Source organism: Micromonospora sp. NPDC005206 (assembly GCF_040608175.1).
GTDB lineage: Bacteria > Actinomycetota > Actinomycetes > Mycobacteriales > Micromonosporaceae > Micromonospora.
Genome location: NZ_JBEXHU010000026.1, coordinates 68054 through 86823 on the forward strand (window position 1 = coordinate 68054; position 18770 = coordinate 86823).

Annotated in this window: 19 protein-coding genes, 3 tRNA genes and 1 pseudogene; 12 read left to right on the plus strand and 11 right to left on the minus strand. The window is 72.1% G+C overall.

Annotated elements, in window-relative coordinates; all coding sequences use genetic code 11:
- Nucleotides 1–17: 17 nt before the first annotated feature.
- Nucleotides 18–1022 (plus strand): expansin EXLX1 family cellulose-binding protein, encoded by a 1005-nt coding sequence (locus ABZU69_RS31675; RefSeq protein WP_354967975.1) that lies wholly within the window; start codon nt 18–20, stop codon nt 1020–1022.
- Between the two features lie 4 nt (nt 1023–1026).
- Here ABZU69_RS31675 and ABZU69_RS31680 read toward each other — a convergent pair whose 3' ends face one another.
- The 4 genes from ABZU69_RS31680 to bcp form a co-directional block, all read right to left on the minus strand.
- A complete protein-coding gene (locus ABZU69_RS31680; protein ID WP_354967976.1) occupies nt 1027–1563 on the minus strand; it encodes a GNAT family N-acetyltransferase in 537 nt (178 codons plus the stop codon).
- A 94-nt stretch (nt 1564–1657) separates the two neighbouring features.
- Nucleotides 1658–1731 (minus strand) — tRNA-Leu (locus ABZU69_RS31685).
- Complete coding sequence (locus tag ABZU69_RS31690) at nt 1722–2318, minus strand: HNH endonuclease signature motif containing protein (protein ID WP_354967977.1); 597 nt, start codon at nt 2316–2318, stop codon at nt 1722–1724. The genes ABZU69_RS31685 and ABZU69_RS31690 overlap by 10 nt, the downstream gene beginning before the upstream one ends.
- A 31-nt stretch (nt 2319–2349) precedes the next feature.
- A complete protein-coding gene (gene bcp / locus ABZU69_RS31695; protein ID WP_354967978.1) occupies nt 2350–2826 on the minus strand; it encodes a thioredoxin-dependent thiol peroxidase in 477 nt (158 codons plus the stop codon).
- A 194-nt stretch (nt 2827–3020) separates the two neighbouring features.
- On the opposite strand from bcp, the gene ABZU69_RS31700 reads away from it, so the two are divergent.
- Genes ABZU69_RS31700 through ABZU69_RS31715 form a run of 4 tightly spaced genes read left to right on the plus strand, consistent with a single transcriptional unit; the run spans nt 3021 to nt 5705 of the window.
- A complete protein-coding gene (locus ABZU69_RS31700) occupies nt 3021–3737 on the plus strand; it encodes an energy-coupling factor ABC transporter permease (protein WP_354967979.1) in 717 nt (238 codons plus the stop codon).
- The gene (locus ABZU69_RS31705; protein WP_354967980.1) at nt 3734–4162 is read left to right on the plus strand and encodes a PDGLE domain-containing protein; all 429 of its coding nucleotides are present in this window, start codon (nt 3734–3736) and stop codon (nt 4160–4162) included. The genes ABZU69_RS31700 and ABZU69_RS31705 overlap by 4 nt, the downstream gene beginning before the upstream one ends.
- 17 nt (nt 4163–4179) lie before the next feature.
- On the plus strand, nt 4180–4950 hold the full coding sequence (gene cbiQ / locus ABZU69_RS31710) for a cobalt ECF transporter T component CbiQ (RefSeq protein WP_074317458.1): 771 nt from the start codon (nt 4180–4182) through the stop codon (nt 4948–4950).
- Nucleotides 4947–5705: an ABC transporter ATP-binding protein gene (locus ABZU69_RS31715; protein WP_354967981.1), complete on the plus strand. Its 759-nt coding sequence runs from the start codon at nt 4947–4949 to the stop codon at nt 5703–5705. The genes cbiQ and ABZU69_RS31715 overlap by 4 nt, the downstream gene beginning before the upstream one ends.
- Before the next feature lie 11 nt (nt 5706–5716).
- Here the strand turns inward: ABZU69_RS31715 and ABZU69_RS31720 are convergent, their stop codons facing one another.
- From ABZU69_RS31720 to ABZU69_RS31735, 4 genes are read right to left on the minus strand one after another with little or no spacing between them, the layout of a single operon-like run.
- A complete protein-coding gene (locus ABZU69_RS31720) occupies nt 5717–6793 on the minus strand; it encodes a hypothetical protein (protein ID WP_354967982.1) in 1077 nt (358 codons plus the stop codon).
- Complete coding sequence (locus tag ABZU69_RS31725; RefSeq protein WP_354967983.1) at nt 6790–7506, minus strand: thioredoxin domain-containing protein; 717 nt, start codon at nt 7504–7506, stop codon at nt 6790–6792. The genes ABZU69_RS31720 and ABZU69_RS31725 overlap by 4 nt, the downstream gene beginning before the upstream one ends.
- Nucleotides 7499–8023 (minus strand): MauE/DoxX family redox-associated membrane protein, encoded by a 525-nt coding sequence (locus ABZU69_RS31730; protein WP_354967984.1) that lies wholly within the window; start codon nt 8021–8023, stop codon nt 7499–7501. Before ABZU69_RS31730 ends, ABZU69_RS31725 begins: the two co-directional genes overlap by 8 nt.
- A gap of 32 nt (nt 8024–8055) precedes the next feature.
- Nucleotides 8056–8646 (minus strand): sigma-70 family RNA polymerase sigma factor, encoded by a 591-nt coding sequence (locus tag ABZU69_RS31735; RefSeq protein WP_354967985.1) that lies wholly within the window; start codon nt 8644–8646, stop codon nt 8056–8058.
- A gap of 107 nt (nt 8647–8753) precedes the next feature.
- On the opposite strand from ABZU69_RS31735, the gene ABZU69_RS31740 reads away from it, so the two are divergent.
- The 4 genes and pseudogenes from ABZU69_RS31740 to ABZU69_RS31755 all read left to right on the plus strand — a co-directional run.
- On the plus strand, nt 8754–9389 hold the full coding sequence (locus ABZU69_RS31740; RefSeq protein WP_354967986.1) for a zf-HC2 domain-containing protein: 636 nt from the start codon (nt 8754–8756) through the stop codon (nt 9387–9389).
- A gap of 47 nt (nt 9390–9436) precedes the next feature.
- Nucleotides 9437–11101, plus strand: a complete 1665-nt coding sequence (locus ABZU69_RS31745) for a copper resistance protein CopC (RefSeq protein ID WP_354967987.1) — start codon at nt 9437–9439, stop codon at nt 11099–11101.
- 17 nt (nt 11102–11118) lie between these two features.
- A complete protein-coding gene (locus ABZU69_RS31750) occupies nt 11119–11859 on the plus strand; it encodes a YcnI family protein (protein ID WP_354967988.1) in 741 nt (246 codons plus the stop codon).
- 681 nt (nt 11860–12540) lie between these two features.
- Nucleotides 12541–12846 (plus strand): annotated as a pseudogene (locus ABZU69_RS31755) (hypothetical protein); the annotation flags it as partial.
- Between the two features lie 254 nt (nt 12847–13100).
- Here the strand turns inward: ABZU69_RS31755 and ABZU69_RS31760 are convergent.
- On the minus strand, nt 13101–14369 hold the full coding sequence (locus tag ABZU69_RS31760; RefSeq protein ID WP_354967989.1) for a glycosyltransferase 87 family protein: 1269 nt from the start codon (nt 14367–14369) through the stop codon (nt 13101–13103).
- 72 nt (nt 14370–14441) lie between these two features.
- Between ABZU69_RS31760 and orn the strand changes: the two genes are divergently transcribed.
- Nucleotides 14442–15032 (plus strand): oligoribonuclease, encoded by a 591-nt coding sequence (orn, locus tag ABZU69_RS31765; RefSeq protein WP_354967990.1) that lies wholly within the window; start codon nt 14442–14444, stop codon nt 15030–15032.
- Between the two features lie 111 nt (nt 15033–15143).
- Nucleotides 15144–15216 (plus strand) — tRNA-His (locus tag ABZU69_RS31770).
- A gap of 137 nt (nt 15217–15353) precedes the next feature.
- On the opposite strand, the gene ABZU69_RS31775 is transcribed toward ABZU69_RS31770, so the two are convergent.
- The gene (locus tag ABZU69_RS31775; RefSeq protein ID WP_354967991.1) at nt 15354–16640 is read right to left on the minus strand and encodes an Ig-like domain-containing protein; all 1287 of its coding nucleotides are present in this window, start codon (nt 16638–16640) and stop codon (nt 15354–15356) included.
- Between the two features lie 251 nt (nt 16641–16891).
- Complete coding sequence (locus ABZU69_RS31780) at nt 16892–18154, minus strand: Ig-like domain-containing protein (RefSeq protein ID WP_354967992.1); 1263 nt, start codon at nt 18152–18154, stop codon at nt 16892–16894.
- A gap of 187 nt (nt 18155–18341) precedes the next feature.
- Between ABZU69_RS31780 and ABZU69_RS31785 the strand changes: the two genes are divergently transcribed.
- Nucleotides 18342–18417, plus strand: a tRNA-Lys gene (locus ABZU69_RS31785).
- Nucleotides 18418–18770: the final 353 nt, after the last annotated feature.

The following is an 18770-nucleotide window of genomic DNA, read 5'->3' on the forward strand; positions in this document are numbered from 1 at the left end:
TCGGGCAGCATCGCGTCGTGACGGACGGAAGCGCTCCCGGCGGCGTCGACATCGACATCGACCTCGACCGGGTTCCGGACGACCGGCCCACGCCCTCGTCCGGCCCCATCCCCTGGCTGGTCGCCACCAGCGTCACCGTCCTCGCGGCGGTGCTCGGGCTCACCCTTGCGCTGCGCTCCGGCTCCGCCCCCGCCTGCGCCGCCGGCCGTGCGCTCGCCGCGCCGCCCACCGGCACCGCCACGCACAGCGGCAAGGCGACCTTCTACGACTCGAACGGTGCCGGCGGCAACTGCTCGAACCCGGCAGCCCCGGCCAACCGGCTCTACGTCGCGCTCGGACCGACGGAGTACGCCGCCGGCGCCGCCTGCGGCGGGTTCCTCGACGTGACCGGCCCGAAGGGCAGCGTCCGCGTCCTGATCATGGATCAGTGCCCGGAGTGCGAACCCGGGCACCTCGACCTGTCCCGCGAGGCGTTCGCCCGGATCGCCGACCCGGTCCAGGGCCTCGTTCCGGTCACCTACCGCGCGGTGGTCAACCCGCCACTACCCGGCCCGCTCACCTTCCGGATCAAGGAGGGCGCGTCGCAGTTCTGGTTCGCCGTCCGGGTGGGCAACCACGGCAACCCGCTGCGCGCCGTGGAGGTCCGGCAGCGTGACAGCGGCCCGTGGCAGTCAGCCACACGGCAGGACTACAACTACTGGTTGATCGCCTCCGGCGCCGGCGCCGGCCCGTTCACGATCCGGGTGAGCGACGTGTACGGGAACCGGGCGACCGTCGCCGGCATCCGGATGGCGCCCGGCCAGGTCCAGACCAGCACAGTCCGCATGTACGGGCGCGGCGCGGCGCCCGCCAACTCCCGTCCGCCCGCGTCGGCCCGGCCGTCCGCCAACCGACCAGCGGGTACGCCGACGCCCGCCCGCCGCCCGGCCGAGGTGGCGAAGGCGAGCACGCCGGCCACCGCGGTGGCCGACCCGCCGACCACCCGACCGGCCGGGGCCTCGGCCCGCTGGTGCGCGAGCTGACCGCTCAGTCGGCCGGCCTTAGGTCGAGCCACATCAGGATTTCGTCCCGGTCGTCACCGGGCGCCACCCGCAGCGCACCCGGCAGGCGACCGATCTCCCGGTACCCCAGGCGGCGGTAGAACCCGTCCAGCCCCAGCCCGTCCCGCACAGTCACGTGCAGCGCCTCGTAACCCAACTCCCGCCCCAGCCGGGTGGCCTCGCGCATCAGCGCCGAGCCGTAGCCGGCGCCCTGGGTGTCCGGGTGGATCATCACGCGCTTTAGCACGCACCAGTGCGCCTTGAGAGGGAACCGGTTGTCGCAGAAGATCAGCACGGCCACCAGCCGGTCGCCGGCGTACCCGACCAGCAGCCGGTCCGGTCCGTCGGCGATGCCGGCGAACGTCGGGTCGGCGGTGGCGCGGACGTCGGCCGCGGTGACCGGGGGCACGAAGCCGACCGCGCCGCCGGCATTGGTGACGTCCACCCAGAGGGCGACGATCTCGGCGCGCAGCTGCGGGGTGAGGTCGGGATCGAGGACGAAGCGCAGACTCACGCCCGCCATCCTGACCCCGCGACCAGGGTGTCGGCCCGTGATCGTGACATGCACGACAGGGGCCTCTGATCGAGCTGAGGTGCTTCGTCTCGCGACGAAGACGTGGGGCCGACGGGATTCGAACCCGCACTGGTACGGACCTAAACCGTATGCCTCCTGCCGTTGGGCTACGGCCCCTTGATGCTGTACTCCACCAGCGTCCATGGCCATTCTTGTCGACGAGGCAGGCGTCTGCCTATCCGGAAGCCGGTTGGAGTGACAGCGTCAGGATCGTAGACCACCTCGGGCTCGACGTGAGCGGGTCGTCGCTGGCCGGCGTAAGTGGATGTCTGGCTGTGACAATTGGGGCACAGTAGCCGGAGGTTCTGCGGCTGGTTGTCGAGGAAGTCCCCGTTGATGTGATCGACGTGCAGGGTCAGCTTGCCCCCTTGCCACGTCGATCCAACGCCGCAGACCTCACAGCTCTCGGGCAGACCGATCGTCGCCAGGGCGCGTTTGAGGCGGACGCCCGGGATCCGGCGCGAGCCCTCGGGCAGCACCACGAGCAGATCTTCGGGCGACATCCGCCGCCAACGCACGCCCCGATTGTGGACGCTGCCGGTGAAGTGGGACGTGTCGACGCCGAAGCGCTTGAGCTGCCGACTGATGTGCGCGTGGGAGCCGCCGCTGACTCGGATGCCGAGCAGCCGCATCACCTCGGTGATGTTGCGAGCGGCGGCGGCCGCCGCGGCCAAAGCCTCGGGCGTGTACTTGTATCTGACCACCCACAGATGGTGACGGCCCGGTGCGACAGTCTCAGTCCAGGCCGAGGTCGCGGCGGAGCTTGGCGACGTGCCCGGTGGCCTTGACGTTGTAGAGCGCCCGCTCGATCTTGCCGTCGGCGTCGATGACGAACGTCGAGCGGATCACGCCGGTCACGGTCTTTCCGTACATCTGCTTCTCGCCGTAGGCGCCGTACGCGGTGAGCACCGCCTTGTCCGCGTCGGACACCAGCGCGAAGGTGATCGCGTCGCGGTCGCGGAACTTCGCCAGCTTCTCCGGCTTGTCCGGGGAGATGCCGACCACCTCGTAGCCGGCGGCCTGGAGGGAGGCGAGCGAGTCGCGGAAGTCGCAGGCCTGCTTGGTGCAGCCGGGGGTCATCGCGGCCGGGTAGGCGTAGAGGACGACCTTGCGGCCTCGCAGGTCGGCCAGGGCGAGTTGGTCACCGTTGTCGGTGGGGAGGGTGAACTCGGGTGCGGGGTCACCGGGGGAGAGACGGTCGGGCGCGGTCATGGCCCGACGATACCGCCGGGCTCGCCGGTGCCGCCGCAGGCGACGCGCCGAGCATTCGCGGCCGACGGTCGGTGACCCCAGTCCGAAATGGTGATCAAGGACATGCCTTGTTGCCAAGGTATGGCAACAACGAGGTTTGGGAAATAGGCTGACCCCGCCGGCCCGAACGGGTCCGCTGACGCGTGGGAGGTCGCGTGGAAACCCTGGCGATGCACATCTCGAACGGGATCATCGATGGTCCCGTCGCAGCGGTCTTCGCGGCGCTCGCCCTGGCCGCGCTCACCGGCTGCGTCCTGCGCGGCCGGCGCGACCTGGATGACCGCCTGGCCCCGATGGCCGGCCTGGTGGCCGCGTTCATCTTCGCCGTCCAGATGCTCAACTTTCCGATCTTCACGGCCGGGGTGAGTGGCCACCTGCTCGGTGGTGCGCTCGCCGCGATGCTGGTCGGCCCGTGGGTCGGCGCGCTCTGTGTGTCGGTGGTGCTGGTCGTGCAGGCGCTGATCTTCGGTGACGGGGGCGTGGCGATGCTCGGGCTCAACATCACCAACATGGCGCTGCTCGGCACCGCCGCGGCGTACGTGTTGATCGCGGTGCTGCTGCGGGTGCTGCCCCGCACGCCCGCCGGCCTGGCGGTCACCGGGTTCGTCGCCGCGATGCTCAGCGTGGTGGTCGCATCCCAGGGCTTCGTCCTGCAGTACTGGCTCGGCGGCACCACCGACCTGGGCGGCAACCTGGCCGGCCTGGCCGGCACGATGGCCGGCGCTCACTTGCTGATCGGCATCGGCGAGGGTCTGATCACCGCCACCACCGTGGTCACCGTGGCGAAGGTGCGCCCCGATCTCGTCTACGCGCTGCGCGGGCTGCGTCCCGCGACCGTACCCACCGTTCCGGCCGTCGGAGGTGTCCGATGAAGAACCGCTCGTGGGCCTTCCTGGCCGGTGGCCTCCTGGTCGCCCTGCTGCTGGCGGGGGTGGTGAGCAACTACGCCTCGTCCCACCCGGACGGGCTGGACTCGTCGCTGCTGAAGGGGTGCACCGTCGACGCCGATGACAACATCGTCGGCGGCAACTGCCCGGCCCAGCAGGCCCGGGATCACGAGTTGGGGGACAGCCCGCTCGCCGACTACGGGGTGCGCGGCGTGGAGAACAGCTTCCTCTCCACCGGCCTCTCCGGGGTGCTCGGCGTGCTGGTCACCTTCGCGATCGGCGCCGGAGGTTTCTGGCTGCTGCGCCGCCGTGGCGGCACGGCGACCCAGGGCGACACGGCGACGCCCGCCGAGGGCGCGACGCCGGCCGAGGGTGACGCGGCCACGTCCCGCGCCGGCGCGGCCGGCTGAGCAAGGGGAGTACGCGGATGGGTGCCGGTCACGGGCACGTGCTGTACCGGGAGTCCGACTCGCCGGTGCACCGGCTCCCACCCGAGGTCAAGATCGTGGCGATGGTGGTCTTCACGGTCGCCGTGGTGGCCACCCCGCGCGCCGCGTTCTGGGCCTTCGGCGCGTACGCCCTGCTGGTGGCGGCGGTGGCGGCGCTGGCCCGGGTGGGGCCGCGGTGGCTGCTCAGCCGGGCGCTGATCGAGCTGCCGTTCGTGCTGTTCGCCGTCGCGCTGCCGTTCCTCGGTGCCGGCGAGCGGGTCGACGTGCTGGGCCTGCGGCTGTCCGAGGACGGGTTGCACGGCGCGTGGAACATCGTGGCCAAGGGCACCCTGGGCGTTCTCGCCTCGCTGCTGCTCGCCGCGACCACCACCACCCGGGACCTGATCGTCGGGCTGGACCGGCTGCACTGCCCGCAGGTGCTCACCCAGATCGCCACGTTCATGCTGCGCTACCTCGACGTGCTGGTCGGCGAGGCGCGGCGGATGCGGGTGGCCCGGATCTCCCGGGGTGACGATCCGCGCTTCCTGTGGCAGTTGCGGGGCTTCGCCGCCGGGATCGGGGCGCTGTTCCTGCGGGCCTTCGAACGCGGCGAGCGGGTCTACCTGGCGATGCTGTCCCGGGGCTATTCCGGGCGGATGCCCGAGGTGTGGCAGGGCGACGGTGCGGCGACCGCCGGTCAGTGGCTGGTCGCGGCGACCGTGCCGGTGGTTGCGGCCTCCATCGCCGCCACCGCCGTCGTGCTGACATGATCGGTGTCGTGCAGACCGCTGTCTCGCTGGACGTACGTGGCGTTCGGTACGCGTACCCGGATGGGCATGTCGCCCTGCACGGGGTGGACCTGACCGTGCCGCGTGGGGAACGGGTGGCGCTGCTCGGGCCCAATGGCGCCGGTAAGACCACGCTGGTGCTGCACCTCAACGGCATCCTCACTCCGACCGAGGGCAGTGTGAGCGTCGGCGGGCTGACCGTGACGCCGGACCGGGCCACCCTGTCCGAGGTGCGCCGCCGGGTGGGCATCGTCTTTCAGGACCCGGACGACCAGCTCTTCCTGCCCACCGTGGCGGAGGACGTGGCGTTCGGGCCGGCGAACCTGGGCCTGCGCGGGGCGGAGCTGGCCGCCCGGGTGGACGAGGCGCTGGCCGCGGTGGGGATGAGTGAGCACCGGGACCGGGCGCCGCAGCACCTCTCCTTCGGGCAGCGCCGCCGGGTGGCGGTGGCCACCGTGCTCGCCATGCACCCGGAGATCCTGGTGCTGGACGAGCCGTCGTCGAACCTGGACCCGGCGGCGCGGCGCGAGTTGGCCGAGATCCTGCGCGAGCTGCCGGTGACGCTGCTGATGGTGACGCACGACCTGCCGTACGCGGCGGAGTTGTGCCAGCGCTCGGTGATCCTGGACGGTGGCCGGATCGTCGCCGACGCCCCCACGCTGGACCTGCTGGCCGACTCGACGCTCCTGGCCCGCCACCGCCTGGAACTGCCGTACGGCTTCGCTCCGCGCCCCTGACCGGCGGCGGGTCAGGTCCGGGCGGCGGCGGCGGTTCGGGAGGCGGCGTGCAGGCGCAGGACGCCGGCGGTGGTCGCGCCGGCGCCGATGATCAGCACCAGCGCCACCATGACCCGGGCGACCTCGGCCGGCCAGGGCACCGGCGCGACGGACCGGGCGAACACCGCGGCGTTGGCCACCCCGGCGAAGAGTGCCAGGCAGGCCCCGGCCAGCGCCACCGCGAAGTCGGCGGCCGGGCGGCGGGCCAGCGCGTAGCATCCGGCGGCGATCGCGCCGAGACCGGTGAGCAGCGACCAGACCTGCCCGGACAGCAGCCCGACCAGGACCCCGCCCACGCCCTGGGCGCCGGCGTCCAGCTCCCGGCCCACCGGGTAGAGCACGGCGACGGCGCCGCCGGCGATCAGCAGCACGCCCAGGGTGGACAGCGCCCGGGCGCCGGCCGGCGCGGCGGCGGCGAGCAGGCCGAGCGCGCCCACCGCGAGCAGCCCGACGATGGTCACCGCCCACCAGGTGTACGCGTCCGGCGGCGGCAGCCAGTCCAGCGAGCCGCGGATCTGCGCCGGGTCGCCGCCGTCGCGCAGCGGGATCGTCCAGTCCCGGACCCGGTGCTCGCGGTCGGGTGCGGCGCGTACCGCGTCCGGCGGTTGCGACTCCCGCCAAAGCGCGCGCTGGTCGTGCCAGCGCACCGTGGTTCCTTCGGCGACCCGCTGCCAGGAGGGGGTGGCCGCCGGGTCCGCCTCGGCGGGCAGCGTGGTGTCCCCGGCGATGGTGCGGTTCAGGTACGTGGCGGGGGAGCGGGTGTTCTCGAAGACCCCGTCCGGGCCGATCCGCAGGTACGGCTCACCGGAGTAGCCGATCACCTCGATCGGGCGGCCGGTGCGGTTGGTCAGCTCCAGCCGGGCGCCCGCCTCGACCACCCGTACCTCCAGCCCGGGCCGGGCCGGGGCGACGCCGGTGGTCCGGGTGCGGTAGTCGGTGGCGTCCGGGGCGTCGGCGCCGTGCGCGGCGGCGGGTGCCGCGGTGATCAGGGTGGCCGCGCAGGCGGCGGTGGCGACCAGGCCGGCGCGGGCCAGCAGGGTACGGATCACTTGCCGGCCGCCGCCACGGCCGCGGTGAGACCCTGCGGGCTGCGGTCGGCGAGCGGCTGACCGTTGACCAGGACGGTCGGCGTGCCGGTGACGTCGCCCCGGCTGGCCTCGTCGGTGACGTGCTCGGTCCACGTCCGGTACGTGTTGTCCTTGACGCAGCCACCGAACGAGCCCCGGTCGAGGCCCACGCCGGCGCCGATGTCGATCAACTCGTCGTCGGTGAGCCCGGCGCTGCCTTCCGGCGGTTGCCTGTCGAAGAGCGCCTTGGCGTACTCGCGGAACTTGCCGCCAACCGCGGCGCAGCCGGAGGCGGCCGAGGAGCGGGTGGAGTACTCGGTGGTGGAGAAGCGGTTGAGGTACGCCACCGGGTGGTAGACGACCTTCGCCTTGTTCTCGGTCACCAACTGCTCCAGGGTCGCCCCGCTGGTCTGCTCGAACTGTTTGCAGGCCGGGCAGAGGAAGTCCTCGTAGACGTCGACGGTGACCGGCCCGCCACCGGTGACGATGCCGGTGCCGTCCGCGTTGGCGCCGGGCGGGGTGGTGAAGTCGTCCGAGCGCTGGCTGGACCAGACGCCCCAGCCGATCAGGCCGGCGATGACCAGCACGGCGACCGCGGCGGCGGAGACCCAGACGGTGCGGCGGCGCCGCCGTTCGCGGGCCAACTGCTGGCGGACAACCCGGGCCGCGTCCCGCTGCCCCTTGCGACTACTCATCCTCGTCCTCCACGGCGGGTTCACCGGACAGCCACCCGTCCACCGAAACGGGCGTACGCGGCCAGATCAGCAGAAAGCCGGCCAGCACCAAGAATCCCAGGTCACGCAGGATCTCCGGGAGGTAACTGGGTGCCTGCCCCTCGGCGAGCTGCCCGCCGCTGCCGAAGCAGCCGCAGTCGATGGCCAGGGCACGCGTCCAGGCCGAGGCGATCCCGGCGATGAAGACCACCAGCAGCGCGGCCGAGACACCGGCGGTGAGCCGGGTGGCCAGACCGAGCAGCAGCAGCACACCCAGCGCCAGCTCGACGAAGGGCAACGCGGCGCCGACCGCGGTCGCCACGTCGTACGGCAGCACCTGGTAGGCGTTCACGGCCCGGCCGGAGGCGGCCAGGTCGCCGACCTTCGACGCGCCGGCGATCAGCCAGACGGCGGCGAGGCCGAGTCGGGCCGCGATGCCGAGCCAGGGCCGGGCGGTGGCCCAGCGGCCGACGTGGCTGGAAGGTGCTGTCACGGTCATTGGTCGTCCCGTCTCCGCCGGAAGTTCCCGGCTCAGCCGGTCAGGGCGTCGCCGACCGCCTCGACCAGGTCGTCGCGGGCCCGGGCGACCCGGGATCGGATCGTGCCCACCGGCACCCCCTCCACGGCGGCGGCCTCGGCGTACGACAGGCCGAGCAGCTGAGTGAGCACGAACGCGGCCCGCCGCTCGGCGCTCAACCGGCCGACCAGGTCGGCGGCGCCGAGCTGCCCGGCCGGGTCCGGGTGCGGGCGGTCGGTGTACGCGTTCGCGGCCAGCCGCTCGTCGAGCCGACGTCGGCGGATCACCGTGCGCAGGTGATCGGCGCAGGTCCGCCGGGCGATGCCGAGCAGCCAGGTACGGGCGCTGGAGCGACCCTCGAACGCGGGCAGCGCCCGGAAGGCCCGCAGGTACGTCTCCTGCGTCAGGTCGTCGGCGCTGTCCGGGTCCACCAGGGCGGCGACGAACCGCCAGACCTCGACCTGGGTCAGCCGGACGAACGCGGCCTGGGCGGTCGGGTCGCCGCCGCGCGCGGTCAACGCCCACTCGGTGGCCGGATCCCGGGCGCCGCCATCGGCCGGGTCGGCCGGACCGGCGGCACCGGTGTCACGCGGGACGGGGATCACGACAAACCAGGTTACGCGGCGCCGGGCGCGACAGCAGAGCCCTTCGGCCCCTGGATGTTCTGCGCCACGTCCGGAACTTTTCCCCGCCCTGGGCCGACTACCCCGTCATGACTTGCGACCACGTACGCGCGGCGCTGTCGGCGCGCCTGGACGGGGAGGACCCGCAGGCGTCCCCGGCGGCGCTGGACGCCCACACCGCGACCTGCGCCGGCTGCCGCGCCTGGCTGGCCCGCGCCGAGCAGGTGACCCGGCTGGTCCGGGTGCAGCCGGTGGAGGTGCCCGACCTCACCGCGGCGGTGCTGGCCGCGGTCGCCGCCGATTCCGCCCACCGGAGCCCGGCCGCCGTCCGGCGGGCCCGCCGACAGGTGCTGCGGATCGCGGTGGCGGTGGCCGCGGTGGCGCAGTTGGCCATCGCGCTGCCGATCCTCCTCGCTGGGCTGGGCGTGTCGGTGGACCCGCACACCAGCCGGGAGATGGCCTCGTTCGACGTTGCCCTGGCGGTGGGTTTCGCGTTGGCCGCCTGGCGGCCCGAGAGAGCCCGGGCCTTCCTGCCGGTGGCCCTGGTGCTGGCGGTCTGCCTGGCCGGCACCAGCGTGGTGGACATCGCCAACTCGACCACCGCGCTGATGCACGAGGTCGGCCACCTTGCCGCCGTGGTGCAGGCGGGGTTGCTGTGGGCGCTGGTTCGTACCGGCGGGGATGACCGGCCGCTCACGCCGGTGCTGGCGGCAGGGCGCGGGTGAACGACTCACCGGACTCGGGTCGCCGAGATCCACTCCCGTCGGCGAGCATGGCCAGCATGACTGTCGCCCCCCGCCGCTGGCTCGCCCGGTTGGCCGCCACCGCCGGCCTTCTGGTCACCGTCGTCCTCCTCCTGATCGCCCCGGCCACTCCCGCCAGCGCACACGCCGTGCTGCAGAGCAGCAGCCCGGCCGCCTCGTCGGTGGTGCCGAGCGCGCCGGCCGAGGTGGTCCTCACGTTCAGCGAGTCGGTACGCAAGGTTCCCGGCAAGATCCGCGTGATCGCGCCGGACGGCTCCCGCGCCGACCGGGGTGAGCCGAGCTTCGACGGCGCCGCCGTGTCCATCCCGGTCGATCCGGCCGGCGAGCGCGGCACCTACCTGGTCAGCTTCCGGGTGATCTCCGCGGACAGCCACCCGGTATCCGGCGCGTTCACCTACTCGGTCGGCGCACCCTCGACACCGCCGGTCGACTCCGGCGACGACAGCCGGGCCAACCCGGTGGTCGGCAACGCGGTGAAGGTGGCCCGTTTCCTCGGGTACGCCGGCCTGGTGCTGCTGGTCGGGCCGGCGCTGGTCCTCGCCGCGCTGTGGCCACGCCGGCTGTCGCGCAGGGGACCGGCGCGGCTGGCCTGGACCGGCCTCGGTCTGGTGGCCGTCGCCACCCTCGCCGACCTGTGGCTGCAGGTGCCCTACACCGCCGGCGGCGGCCTCTTCGAGGTGACCGGCGAGGGGTTCGGCAGCGTGTTCGGCAGCGCCTTCGGCGCCGCCCACCTGGTCCGGCTCGGCCTGCTGGCGGCCGCGGCGTTCCTGCTCCGGCCGCTGCTGGCCAGACCGTCCGGGCGCACCGACGCGATCATCCTGGCCGTGCTCGGCGGGGCGGCCCTGCTGACCTGGCCGTTGGCCGGGCACCCGGCGGCGTCCCCGGCCCCGGCGGTCTCCGTGGTGGTCGACGCGGTCCACCTGGGCAGCATGGCCGTCTGGCTGGGCGGCCTGTTGATGCTCGCGGGCTTCCTGCTGCGCCAGGCCGACGAGCGGGAGTTGGGCGCGATCCTGCCGATCTGGTCGCGCTGGGCGGCGCTGGCCGTCTCGGCGTTGCTGTTGGCCGGCACCGTCCAGGCGCTGATCGAGGTGGCCACCTTCGACGCCCTGGTCAACACCACGTACGGGCGGCTGCTGCTGGCCAAGATCGGGCTGTTCGCGCTGGTGATCGCCGTGGCCGCGTACTCCCGGCAGTTGGTGCGCCGGCGCACCGCGGCGCAGCGGCCCGTGCCGGTGCGCCGGGCGGTTCTGGTGGAGCTGGCCGTCACCGTGGTGGTGCTGGGCCTGTCCGCGACCCTGGTGCAGACCACGCCCGCCCGGACCGCCGTGGCCGAGCCGTCCGGCACGCAGGCCGGTCTCTTCTCCACCACCCTGTCCAGCCCGCTCTTCTCCCTCCAGGTCGAGCTGGACCCGGCCCAGCGGGGCAACAACTCGATGCACCTGTACGCGTACACCAAGGACAACCAGCCGCAGCCGGTGGCGGAGTGGCGGGCGACCGCCGCGCTGCCCTCGGCCGGGATCGAGCCGATCGAGGTCCCGTTGCTGCCGCTGACGGACAACCACGCCTACGGGGACGTCAGCCTGCCGGCGGCCGGCGACTGGCAATTGAAGATCACCGTTCGCACGTCCGACATCGACCAGGCCACGGTGATCGCCACCGTGCCCATCCGTTAGAGAGGCTCCCGAAACCCATGACCCGTCTCCGGCGTACCGCAACCGCCGCCACCGCCCTGGCGTTCACCGCCGTCGCGACCGCCGTGCTCGGCTTCGCCGGACCGGCCTCCGCCCACGTCACGGTGAATCCGAAGGAGGCGACCCAGGGCGGTTACGCCCGGGTGGCGTTCCGCGTGCCCAACGAGAGCGACACCGCGTCGACCACCAAGGTGGAGGTCGTGCTGCCGGAGAACGCTCCCCTCGGCTCGGTGTCGACGATGCCGGTGCCGGGCTGGACGGTGGCCGTGGAGAAGCGCAAGGTCGACCCGCCGATCGAGGTGCACGGCACCCCGATCACCGAGGCGGTCGCCAAGCTCACCTGGACGGCCACGGGTGACGCGGGTGTGAAGCCGGGCCAGTTCCAGGAGTTCCCGGTCTCGATGGGGCCGCTCCCGCAGGTCGACTCGATGGTCTTCAAGACCCTGCAGACCTACTCGGACGGCAATGTGTCGCGCTGGATCGACGAGCCCGCGGCGGGCGGCGAGGAGCCGGAGAACCCGGCGCCGGTGCTCACCCTGGCCGCCGCCGCGCCCTCGGGGTCGGCCGCGCCCGCCACGTCCGCCAACGCGGCCGGCGCGCCGGCCGACGATGACGACGACGAGGGCGAGGGCACCGCGGTCGGCCTCGGCATCGCCGGTCTGGTCGCCGGCATCGCCGGTCTGGTGCTGGGCGGGCTGGCGTTCGCCCGGACCCGTCGGGAGCCGGCCGCCAAGTCCTGACCCCACCGCACACCCGCTGGCCCGCCGGGAATCCGGCGGGCCAGCGTGCTTTCCGGGAACGGGACCGACCGTGCTGCGGATATCCCCTGATCAGACGGTGTACGTCGGTAAGGTCGGCCGGGTATCTGGCTACGGAGGGGGACGGTGCGAATGCGTTTCGTGCGGGGGATCGCCGGAGTGCTGCTGTTGGTGATCGGGATTCCGGTGCTGTTCGCCGGTGGCGCGCTCTGGCTCGTGACCCGGCACGCCGACCCCGGTGGGACCTTCGCCGCCCGGTTCGAGACGGTCCGCACGCCCGGCCACGCGGTGGTCGTCACCGACCTCGACCGGCTGCTGCGCCAGGAGGCGCCGTTCGCGCGTACCGCGCAGACCCGGCTGCGGGTGGACGCCCGCACGCCGGGCGGCCCGGCCTTCGTGGGGCTGGCGCCCACCGCCGAGGTACGCCGCTGGCTGGAACCGGTGCCGCACGCCACGGTCCGGCGGGTGGCGCTCGCGCGGGGTCCGCTGCCCGTCCGGCTCGACCCGGCCGGCCCGGCCACCGACGCCCCGACCGCCGGGCCGGTCACCCCGCTCGGTCGCCCGTTCTGGGTACGCGAGGGGATCGGCTCGCTGGAGTGGAGTGCGGACGACCTGGCCGGTGCGCCGATGAGCCTGGTGGTGATGCGACCCGACGGCGCCGGCGACCTGGCCCTGGATCTGCGCGCCGAGTTGCGGGCCGGCTGGACCACCCCGGCCACCTGGGGGCTGCTGGCGGTCGGGGTGCTGCTCGTGGTCGGAGCGGCGGTGCTCCTGCTGCGCCCGCCACGCCCGCGCGAGGTGGTCTTCGTGGTCGAGCCGGACCAGGTGCCGGTGCTCGCCGGCCGGCTCGGGGTCAGCTCGTTGAGTGGACTGGGCGGCCCGTCCGTCGGGGACGCCCCAGTGGCACGGTCCCTGCCGGCCGGGCGGCAACTCACCCCGGTCGGTTCCGGGGCCGGTGAGCGGCCGAGGTCGGCGATCGAACCGGCCCGGCCGAGCACCCTCGCCGACCTGGAGGCGCCGGCCCGACTGCCCCGTCCACCGGAGGTGGCGTTGAGTCTGGCCTGGCCGCCGGCCGCTCCGGGGCCGACGGCCCAGCCGGTGACGGTGGACGAAACGGCGAGTGGCCCTCCGCGCTGCCGACGCGGAGGGCCACCCTCACCGGGGGATCGGTGCTACCCGAGCGACGCTTGAGGTAGATGAGACCAGGTTAGCGCCGATGGTCGCTACTGGGGAGATCTGTCCATTTGGTGCGACTTTTCCACTCGTCGACCCGCCCGCACCGGCAGCGTCACCAGCAGCAGCAGGCTGAGGAGCACGTAGACGTTCTGCACGACGAAGTCCACCGGGTCATGGGTGCGGACCGGTTCCGTACCCCAGTCCTGGAACGTCACCACCCCGTAGATGATCACAGCGGCGGTGCCCAGCGCGAGTGCGACCAACCACCGACGTCGGCGTACCTCGTCCGGCCGGTCCGCGCGCAGCGCCGCGTCCGCGAGCAGCACCACCGCCGGCACGAACCAGTAGATGTGGTGGGTCCAGGTGATCGGGCTGACCAGGGCGCCGACCAATCCGGTCAACGTCAGACCCGTCAAACGATCACCGGCCCGAGCCGCGCGGGCGGCCCGCCACAGCCCGTAGCCGGCGACCACGGCGACCACCAGCAGCCAGAGCAGCCGGTCCGGCTTCTCTGGTGCGGTGAACCTGCTGAGTAGGCCGAACAGCGACTGGTTGCCGACGTAGTCGGTGCGGCCGACCCGGTCGTTGTCCCACAGCTCCTGCGTCCAGAAGCGCCACGAGTCGCCGGGCGCGACCGCCGCCGCCAGCAGGGTCGCCGCCGCCGCGGTCGCGCTCGCCACCACCGCGGCCCGCCACCGACGGGTGGCCAGCAGGTACACGATGAAGATGCCCGGGAAGAGCTTGAGCGCCGTCGCCAGCCCGATTCCGACCCCGGCCCAGCGCCGCGCCTGCGGCACCGCGAACAGCAGGTCGGCCAGGATCAGCACGACCAGCAGCATGTTGATCTGCCCGAAGGTGATCGTCTCGCGGGTGCTCTCCACCGCCAGCACCAGCAGCACGGCGACGGTCAGGGTGAACGTCCGGGGCAGGTTGTGCCGGGCGATCACCGGCAGCACCAGCCACCGCGTGGTCACCACCACGGCCAGCACGGTGAGCACCGTGAAGATCGCCACGGTGACGCCGAGCCGGATCAGCCCGAACGGCCAGAGCAGCAGCGCGCCGAACGGCGGGTAGGTGAAATACAGCTCACCCTGCACCCGATCCGGCTGGACGTAGTCGTAGAGCGGGTTCCCCGCCGTCCACCAGTCCATCGCGGACATGTAAATCTTCAGGTCGAAGAAGTTGTGCACCAGACCGGGCAGGTAGAGCGCCGGCAGCACGGCGATCAGCGCCACCACCGCGACCAGGCGACGAACCGCACGGCCGCCGGGGTCGTCGTCGGTGACGGCGGGCGGTACGACGGGTTCGGCTGGCACTCCGAAACCCTAGCGGGCTGCTCCGTCGAGAGCGCGCAGCCGCGGGTCGTGGGCGGCGCGTAGGCTGTCCCGGTGGCTGATCTCCTCGTCTGGATCGACTGTGAGATGACCGGTTTGGACCTCGGCAGGGACAAGCTGATCGAGGTTGCGGCACTGGTCACCGATCCTGACCTCAACGTGCTGGGTGATGGCGTCGACGTGGTGATCCACGCCGATGAGGCCGCGCTGGACGCGATGCCGGAGATCGTCCGGACGATGCATGCCAAGTCCGGCCTCACCGAGGAGGTGCGCCGCTCGCCGGTGACACTGGCCGAGGCCGAGGACCGGGTGCTGGAGTACGTCAGCAGCTTCGTCAAGGATCCGCGTACCGCGCCGCTCTGCGGCAACTCGATCGCCACCGACCGCGGCTTCATCGCCCGGGACATGCCCCGCCTCGACGCGCACCTGCACTACCGCTTGATCGACGTGTCGTCGATCAAGGAGCTGTGCCGCCGCTGGTACCCCCGCGTGTACTTCGGCCAGCCGCAGAAGGGCCTGGCGCACCGCGCGCTGGCCGACATCCGGGAGAGCATCCGGGAGCTGGAGTACTACCGGCGGACCATCTTCGTGCCGCTGCCCGGCCCGGACGTGGAGACCGCCAAGGGAATCGCCGCCGACCTCTGACCCGCGGTGAAGCCCGGGGGAGCCGGGAACCCGCTGGACGGGGTCGACGGCGGTGTGGCTATTATTGGTCCGCACCCCGCCCGGGGCGATTCACCGGGCGACGGCGGCATGGTGGCTGTAGCTCAGTTGGCAGAGCACCGGGTTGTGGTCCCGGTTGTCGTGGGTTCAATTCCCATCAGTCACCCAGCAGTGGATCTCGGGCCCCCTCCGACGAGGGGGCCTGAGCCGTTTGTGGGATCGAAGATCAAAGGGTCATGCGTGGATCGGCCCACATACGAAAGCCCCCTCCGTCGCGGAGGGGGCTTTCGTCGTTGGGGCTGCTCAGGCGGTCGGCGTGGGCGTCGGGGTGCCGGCTTCCGGCGTCGGCGAGGTGTCCGGGTCGGCGGGCGGCTCGTACGGCAGCGCGCTGCCCTTGACGTACTCGTCCCAGCTCATGTTCCAGTCGGTCCAGCCGTTGCCGTTCTGAAGCTTCCGCTCGGTGCCCTTGACGGTGATCGGGTCGCCGATCTGGGTGTTCTTGAACAGCCAGTCGCCGTTGGCCATGGACACGTTCACGCAGCCGTGTGAGACGTTGACACTGCCCTGCTGGCCCTCGGACCAGGGTGCGGCGTGGATGAACTCCCCGCCCCAGGTGAGCCGCTGCGCGAAATCAATCTTGGTGCGGTAGCCCTCCTCGGGGCCCAGCTCCTCCATGGTGTCGAAGACCGTCTTGCGCAGCTTCTCGATGACCACCATGGTGCCGCTGGACGACGGGGTGCTCTTCTTGCCCAGGCTGACCGGGATGGTCTTCACCACGGAGCCGTTCCGGGTCACCGTCATCCGCTTGGTCTTGTTGTCCACCGTCATGATCAGCGACGCGCCGATCTTGACGTCGACGGTGAGGTCGGCGCGGCCGTACCAGCCGTCACCCAGTGGCAGGCCGCCGGCCTGCACCCGGTAGGAGACCTTGCTGTTGGCCTTCCAGAACACCTTCGGCCGGTACCGGATCTCGGTGGGGCTGACCCAGTGCCAGATGCCCTCCTGGGCCGGCGTCGAGGTCACCGTCATCCGGCGCTGCATGTCGTCGCGGTAGTCCTCTCCGATGGCCCGGCTGAACTTCACGATCAGCGGCATCCCGACCCCGACGACCTGGTTGTCGCCGAGGAAGCTGCTCACCCGCACCTGCTTGCCCGGCTTGGCCATGGTCGTGAAGGTGTTGGTCGCGGTGGCCGGACGGCCGTCGTCACCGGTGGCAGTGACCGTGGCGGTGTAGCTCGTGCCGTACTCCAGTGCCCCTGCCGGCAGCCACGTCTTGCCGTCGGCGGCGAGGGTGCCCTCGACCGCCTTGCCGGCCGCGTCCTTGAGCTCGACGGCGGTCTCGACGGCGTCCGTCGTGGTGAAGGTGATGCCGGTGGACGCTGGCACGTCCTTGGCGTCGGTCGCCGGTTCGCTGATGGTCGCCGCCGCCTTCGGCGCCGGACTCTCGCTGCCGCCCTGCCACGAGGACGGCTTGCCGCCGTCACTATCCGTGCAGGCGGAGGTGAAGGCCAGTGCTACGGCAAGAAGCCCCGCCGCGAATACGCGGCGTCGCCCACCGGGCCGGATCAGCTGGTCGTGGCTAGCTCGCATGATTCCCTCACAGTCGTGGTCCCTGACCCATCGTCCTACTGACGCACCAGGACTGGTCCCGGTTGCCGAGGGTGAACCGGAACACGCCGACGATGATGCCGGAATTTTGTTAGAATCCGGCGATTCGTGAGCCTGGCTCGTCTCCGTGCCGGGACTGAGGGGTCGCCGCGGGCGCCGTCGCGCCGCGGGCAGTGCAAAGAGTACGCGCCGGCCCGTACGGTCGCACGGGCCGGCGTGGGTCACCGGACGGCTCAGAGCGCGGGGCCGGACCCTCCCTTGGGCACCGGCAGGGCGCTGCCCTTGACGAACTCCGACCAGCTCAGGCTCCACGCCGTCCAGCCGTTGCCGGCGGCGAGCCTGCGTTCGGTCCCCTTCACCGTGATCGGGTCACCGATCCGGGTCTTGCTGAACAGCCACCGGGCGTTCGCCATCGACACGTTGACGCAGCCGTGCGAGACGTTCTGCCGACCCTGCACGTGCTCGGACCAGGGTGCGGCGTGGATGTACTCGCCACCCCAGGTGAGCCGCTGAGCGAAGTCGATCTCGGTGACGTAGCGGTTGGCCGGGTCCGGGTCGTCGCGGGTGTCGAAGGTCGTGGACTCCTTCTTCTCCATCACCACCATCGTGCCGCTGGAGGAAGGGGTGCTCCTCTTGCCCAGGCTCACCGGCACGGTGCGGACCAGCGCGCCGTTCTCGTACACCGACATCTTCTTGGTCGCGTTGTCGACCTTCATCACGAACGAACGGCCGATCTTGGCGGTGGCCTTGCGATCGACGTCGCCGTAGCGGCCGTTGCTCAGCGGCACGCCGGCCAGCGCGATCCGTACGGTGATGGTGGTACCCGGCTGCCAGTACTCCGGCGCCCGGTAGTAGGCCTGCGTGCCGTTGTCGACCCAGTGCCAGGCCCCGGGCTGCGGCGGGTCGGTGCGGACGAACATCCGCTTCTGCACCGCCGCCCGGTCCTTCTTCGGGATGCCCGGATGGAACTCGGTGACCACCGGCATGGCCACCCCGTAGCTCTTGTCGTCGAAGAGGTAGAGGCCGGACCCGATGGTCGACTTCGGCTTGGCCATCGTGGTGAAGCTGCTGGTGCCCTGGCTGCTCGTCCCGTCGGCCCCGGTCGCCGTCACCGTGGCGGTGTACTTGGTGCCGTACTTCAGCGGGGCGGACGGCACCCAGGCGGAGCCGTCGGTGCGCAGCTTGCCCGCGACCGTGCCGCCGCCCGCGGCGGTCAGGGTAATCGTGGACACCTTCGCGCCGTCCGGGAGCTTCGCGCTGATCTCCGTACTCACCGGCTTGTTCTTCGTGCCGTCGCCCGGGCTCAGCGCTAGCGCGGGCCCGCTCGGCGCGGCCGGCGTCGTCGGCTCCGCCGTGCCAGGCTCGGCGCTCGCGCTCGGCCCGGTCCCGCCGACGAATTCCGGGTTCTTCTGCTCGTCGCCGCATCCGGTCAGTGCCAGCGACGCCACCAGGGTCAGAGCGCCCACCACCGCCCCGGCTCGCGTGAACCGTGCCATCCCCACCTCTGTTCTCGCGTACCTGGCGGACATCGTGCCGTATGAGGACGTCGGCGCACGCCCCCGTCGTGGACCCGCTGGGCGATTTGACCCTTTCTGTTCGGTAAGCTCGACCGAAGGGGGGACCCGGGCAACCGGATTGGAGCCCGGCTCGGCGGGGTGCTAATGTTCTCTCCGTTGCCGACGAGCGCCGCTAGCTCAACTGGCAGAGCAGCGGACTCTTAATCCGCGGGTTCGGGGTTCGAGTCCCTGGCGGCGCACCAGCAATAATCTGGGCATTCACCCTCACGGGTGGGTGCCCAGATGTCGTTTCGGGTGAGTGACGGCAGCGGTGTCACTCGTACGCGCCATCACCCCGCCCCAGGCTCAGCGAGCGCCTGCCAACTTGACCACGAACGTCCGTGCGATCTGAGGGCGGGCGAACGGGCGAGCCTCAGCAGCCCGTTCCCGGCGGGTTGGGACCCGGCGATCCGCCAGGGGTCGGCGGGTGCGGGCAGCCGAGCCTCAGTCGATTGTTCTGACAGGGCGATTGCGTAGTCGATCGGTGGGTGCCCTGAGCTGGGAATCTACGGGGTGAGTGGCCTCTGTGGAGGCGGGAAGAGCGGGTGAGATCGCG